Source organism: Acetobacter sp. KSO5 (assembly GCF_044094635.1).
Taxonomy (GTDB): Bacteria; Pseudomonadota; Alphaproteobacteria; order Acetobacterales; family Acetobacteraceae; genus Acetobacter; species Acetobacter cerevisiae.
In genome coordinates this window covers 1-4,820 of sequence record NZ_CP172016.1, presented here as the reverse complement: position 1 = coordinate 4,820, position 4,820 = coordinate 1, and the positions used below count along the sequence as shown (strand labels likewise).

The 4,820-nt window shown below is 56.1% G+C and carries 4 protein-coding genes; 3 read left to right on the top strand and 1 reads right to left on the bottom strand.

Features of this window, described 5'->3' with window-relative positions:
* Nucleotides 1-68: 68 nt before the first annotated feature.
* From ACHQGU_RS14775 to ACHQGU_RS14765, 3 genes are all read left to right on the top strand, one after another.
* On the top strand, nucleotides 69-605 hold the full coding sequence (locus tag ACHQGU_RS14775; protein WP_006560191.1) for a hypothetical protein: 537 nt from the start codon (nucleotides 69-71) through the stop codon (nucleotides 603-605).
* A gap of 329 nt (nucleotides 606-934) precedes the next feature.
* Nucleotides 935-1,534: a helix-turn-helix domain-containing protein gene (locus ACHQGU_RS14770; protein ID WP_006560190.1), complete on the top strand. Its 600-nt coding sequence runs from the start codon at nucleotides 935-937 to the stop codon at nucleotides 1,532-1,534.
* 102 nt (nucleotides 1,535-1,636) lie between these two features.
* Entirely contained in the window at nucleotides 1,637-3,451 is a 1,815-nt protein-coding gene (locus ACHQGU_RS14765; protein WP_395496457.1) for a Hint domain-containing protein, read from the top strand.
* Between the two features lie 37 nt (nucleotides 3,452-3,488).
* Here the strand turns inward: ACHQGU_RS14765 and mobQ are convergent, their stop codons facing one another.
* Complete coding sequence (mobQ, locus tag ACHQGU_RS14760; protein ID WP_039905829.1) at nucleotides 3,489-4,505, bottom strand: MobQ family relaxase; 1,017 nt, start codon at nucleotides 4,503-4,505, stop codon at nucleotides 3,489-3,491.
* Nucleotides 4,506-4,820 lie beyond the last annotated feature (315 nt).

The following is a 4,820-nucleotide window of genomic DNA, read 5'->3' as shown; positions in this document are numbered from 1 at the left end:
AAACGCATCACCCGCGACCACGACCACAAGGCGTTCGAGGGGTGGCAGAAGCCCGAGCCTGATCGGTCATGACCGACGAACGCGAGCTGGATGACGGGCTGGCCGCGTTCGACCAGCTCGGCCGGGAAATGGCGGAGACGAACCGCCTGCTCCGGGCCGTTCGATCCGATCAGGCCACCCGGAACCAGCAGGAACACGCCCTGTCGGCCGAAATGCAGACCGCGCTCAGACAGGCCACAGGAGCCTCACAGAAGGCGCTACAGGCCAGTCAGACCGAAATACGTTCATCTCTACTCTGGACGGGCCTGACAGCCTTCCTGATCGTTCTGATGGCGTTTGGCGGGGGATATTTCTTTGGTCAGCGGTCCGGATGGGAAATCGGGCACGCGGAAGGATACCAGAAAGCCCGGAATCAGGAGGCGGCTGCGAGCTGGGCGAACACCCCGGCCGGACAGCGGGCCTATGGCCTCGATCAGCTTGGGAGCCTCGATATGCTGGCCCTGTGCAAGGGGGACGGCTGGACCATGGAACGCCAGAAGGGTCGGACAATCTGCTTCCCGAAACTGGACGCCAAAGGGAACCTTAGCGGCTGGTATATCCCCTGACCGTCACCGGGATGGGAAAGCCGGCCAGCCCCCTCATCGCTTCCTGAGCCATTTTCTCTCGCCCGATTCTGCCGGCCTTACAGGGTCCGGGCGAGCGCGGAGCGGGAGCGGCGTAGCCCGCCCGCAGGGCGCCGGACCATACCCTGAAATGGCAGTTTTCCACCGAAAAAAGGGGGGACAACAGGGGGATTAGATTCTTTTCTCTTTCTTAGGAATCACCACACCCCGCAGGAAACAGCGAGAAACTGATTGTTTTAAGTCTCAGGTTCTGAGACTAGTAGACCTCGGAATCCGAGACCTAAAGACAGGTTCTCCACAAGGAGCGAGACATGGCCCAGATTGTGCGCCTCACCACCAAGCCGCAGCGATCCGGACAGGAGGAAGCGGCACAGGCGGCCGAGCAGCTCTCTCTCCTGTCCGAAGAACTTCTGAAGCATTTGCCCGGAGAGGCGCGTATAGCCATCTCACGGGCCACACATGCGCTGCAAAAGGCAGCGCGACCAGACACCACCGAAGGGCTTTGGCCGGGAGGTTTCACCATGTTGAGCCGTATGCAGACCGCCGCAATCTGGGACGGCATCCGCGAATTATCGTCTGATGATCGCCCCAATCAGGTCCGTCATGCTTTCGATCTGGTGCTGCTCAATCTCCGGCAGGATACGGGCGAAGTCTTGCTCACGCGTGACCAGCTCGCCGAACGGATCGGCTGTGCGCCCAAAAACGTCAGCACCATCATGGGCACACTGGAAAAAATGGGCGTAATCCGCCGTGAACGCCGGAGGATTGAAGGCGTACAAGGCCGAGGAATGGCCGTGTATTTCATCAACCCGCACGTGGCATGGAACGGCTCACTGGACGTCCGCAAGGCACAGGCCGCGGAAACCCGGCCGCCCATGCAGCTCGAACTCCTTCATGGGGGTGCATCATGACCATGTTTTGAACAAAAAAAACGCTTGCATCTTGGCGTAAATAGACTTGTTATCAAAATCCAAAATATTGCTGCAATGTTAATAACATATTGGAGAAATTCTATGGCAACACACTATCCGACATCTGGAGATATAAATCTTCCATCGTCATCAAGTAATTATTCAGATATATACATTACAAATGCAAATCATACGTACAATAATTTTAACGGGAATGGTACACAAAGCACCGCAACCAATCCATCAGGACAAGGGTCTGGTGCAACATATGAAGTAACCTCTGGAACAGCAACATTTTTGGGCTACTTCAATATTAACGGATCAAACGTTATTGTTGATTCTGGAGCAGCAATAAAAGTAGATTCAGACTATACAAATGCTGCCGGTGGGCACTTAACAGTCAATGGGTCATTCACAGTAAAAAACAATACAAACCTCAACCAATCAGTAATTACTGTTAATAGCGGAGGAAAATTTACGGCCGAAGGGTTAACTAACTTAAACTCTGGATATTTAAACATAAATGGTGGAACTATAGAATTAAAAGGGAATCTTGCAAATAATGATAAGTCATCTTCTGATCCAGGGCCTATAGTAGATTTCAATAATAACCCAAATGGAACTTTTATTATCGATGAAAGTAGCCAAACATCAGATGCTGTAGCAATAACAGTTAAAAACTATACATATGGAGATACAATAAAGATTGGCAGTTCTGGAAGTGGGACATTAACAACATCTTACGACTCTTCAAATCATACGTTAACAGTGTTAAATAGTTCTGGAAAAGAAGTCGTTAAATTCACAAATTTTACAGACTCCAACTATAGTTCAAATCCAATTTCTGCGGAATATAGTGATGGTTTCCTCGTTATAAACTGCTTCCTCCCGGGCTCTCTTATCAGCACGCCGTATGGCACGAAGGCCGTTGAAGAACTGAGTGTTGGTGATGAGATCATTGCGTATGTTGATGGTGTTGCGACGCCCCGTCGTGTGACCTGGACCGGTCAGGCACACTGCAACGTTCGTTCCCATCTTCCTGATGACGAGGCGGGTTACCCGGTCCGCATCCTCAAGGATGCCATCTCGGACGGAGTTCCGTTCAAGGACATGCTGATCACGGCGGAGCACTGCCTGTTCTTCGATGGAAAGTTTGTTCCGGCCCGGATGCTGGTGAACGGTCGCTCGATCTTCTTCGACAAGTCCGTCACGTCTTACGACTACTACCATATTGAAACCGAAGCCCACTCGGTCGTCATGGCAGACGGGATGCTCACCGAGAGCTACCTCGATACCGGAAACCGTCGCGCATTCTCCCAGAAAGGGAACGTTGTCTCAATAAGTAGCAGCCGTAATCTGACATGGGACGATGCTGCTGCGCCGCTTGGTGTCAGCCGCGAATTTGCAGAACCTCTGTTCCGGCAGGCCGAAGCCCGGGCAATCGCTGCTGGCATCACACAGAAAGACGCTGCTCCCGAACTGACAGAGGAGGCCAACCTCCATCTCATCACGGACACCGGCGTATCGATCCGCCCTGCCCGTGAACACAACGGACGCATTATGTTCATGATCCCGACAGGTGTTCAGTCCATCCGCATCGCCTCCAATGCCAGCCGACCCAGTGATGTCGTCGGACCGTTCGTCGATGACCGCCGTTATTTCGGCGTCGCTGTGGGGGACATTACTCTTTTCGAGGGCAGCAGGTCTCGTACCATTACCGCTCACCTGACCGACAGGGAGTTGGACGGCTGGAACACTCTGGAATGGGAAGACTGCCGCTGGACATCCGGTAACGGCCTGCTACCACTCGGTGAACGTCATCCGAACAGCGTCGCCCTCATCACTATCCAGATCAGAAAAACAGGCCCCTACCTGGCCACAGATGCGGTTCAAAAAAAGGCCGCTCTGCGGGCCTGAAAAGACAATCCCCGCCTCCCAGGAGAGGAGGCGGGGATCACCAGGGATCATACCCTCGGTCACGGCTTCGGCCTCTTCCCCGTGACCTCGTTCTTTCCAGATTATGCTCCCGTTCGACCGCCCGGATATCCTCCTGGTGCCTGATCTCGGCCTGCCGCGCCAGTTCCTGCCTCTGTCGTTCGGCTTCCCTCTCCCTCTCCAGCTCCATCCGCTGCCCGATCTTCCGGGCCAGACCGACCGCCAGCCGTGCCTTCTTCTCAAGACCGGTGAACAGCTCCTGCGCCTTCTCCACGGCCTTGCGGGCCGTTTCCAGAACCCGGTTCCGCTCCCGGATCTCCGCATTCTGCTTCCCGAGATCCGTCACCGGCTCCCGGTCGGGAACTTTCCGGGCCGCCTGTCGTTCAAGAGCCATGGCAGACACCCCCATGTGACGGGTCGGCTCCTGCTCCCTCCCCTGGCGCTCGAAGCTCCTGTGATCCACCCGCTGTTCGACCTGGTGCCGTTCCAGCGCCATGTTCACCTGGCGCGCCCACACACCCCGCATATGCTCGATCTCGGCCGAGGCGGTGCTGGCCACGTCCAGAACCCGCGTCTTGGCCCCCAGCCCGTCCTCTCCGGCCATCCGGGTCGTGGTCAGGATATGCGCGTGATGGTTCCGGTTATCCCCTTCCCGGCCGGGTTCATGGATCGCAACATCGGCCACCACCCCGTACCGCGCCACCAGTTCACGGGCGAAATCTCGGGCCAGTTCCTTCCGTGCGCCCGCATCCAGCTCGGCCGGTAACGCCAACTCGTATTCCCGGCCGGTCTTGGCGTCCTTCCTCTTCTCGGCCGCCTCGGCCGCGTTCCACAGGGCGTTCCGGTCCTGCGCCCAGTCCGCACCATCCGGGGCCACGATAAACGCATCTTCCACCCCCTGTTTGCGGGTGTAGTCGTGCGTCAGCCCCTGCCGCTCGTCCGTCAGTTCCTGACCGGAACGATAGGCAGCAGCAGCCACGACGCTGCGACCGGCCGAACGCGAGATGGATTTGACGGACAGATGGTAGATCGCCACGACTCGCTCCGTTCAGGAAGGGTTCAGGGAAGGAACGTCCCTGACGCACGCATTGGAACAATGCTAAAGTGCGCCCTTCACTCCTTCGTCGCAAGGGTTGTATGCACTCCACGAGGAATCAAGAAAACTTCCGAAAAATCGGGTATCCTCAACAGGGGCACGCGGGAATGGAAATCACAACAGACCATTGCCCCCACTTGGTGCGGGAGGAAAAATGACACCCATCGAGAAGGCAAAACAGCAGGTCGAGCAAGCCAAGGCCCGGTATCAGGCTTTGCTCGCCAGACAGAACGCCGAGGAACGCAAGCTGGACAC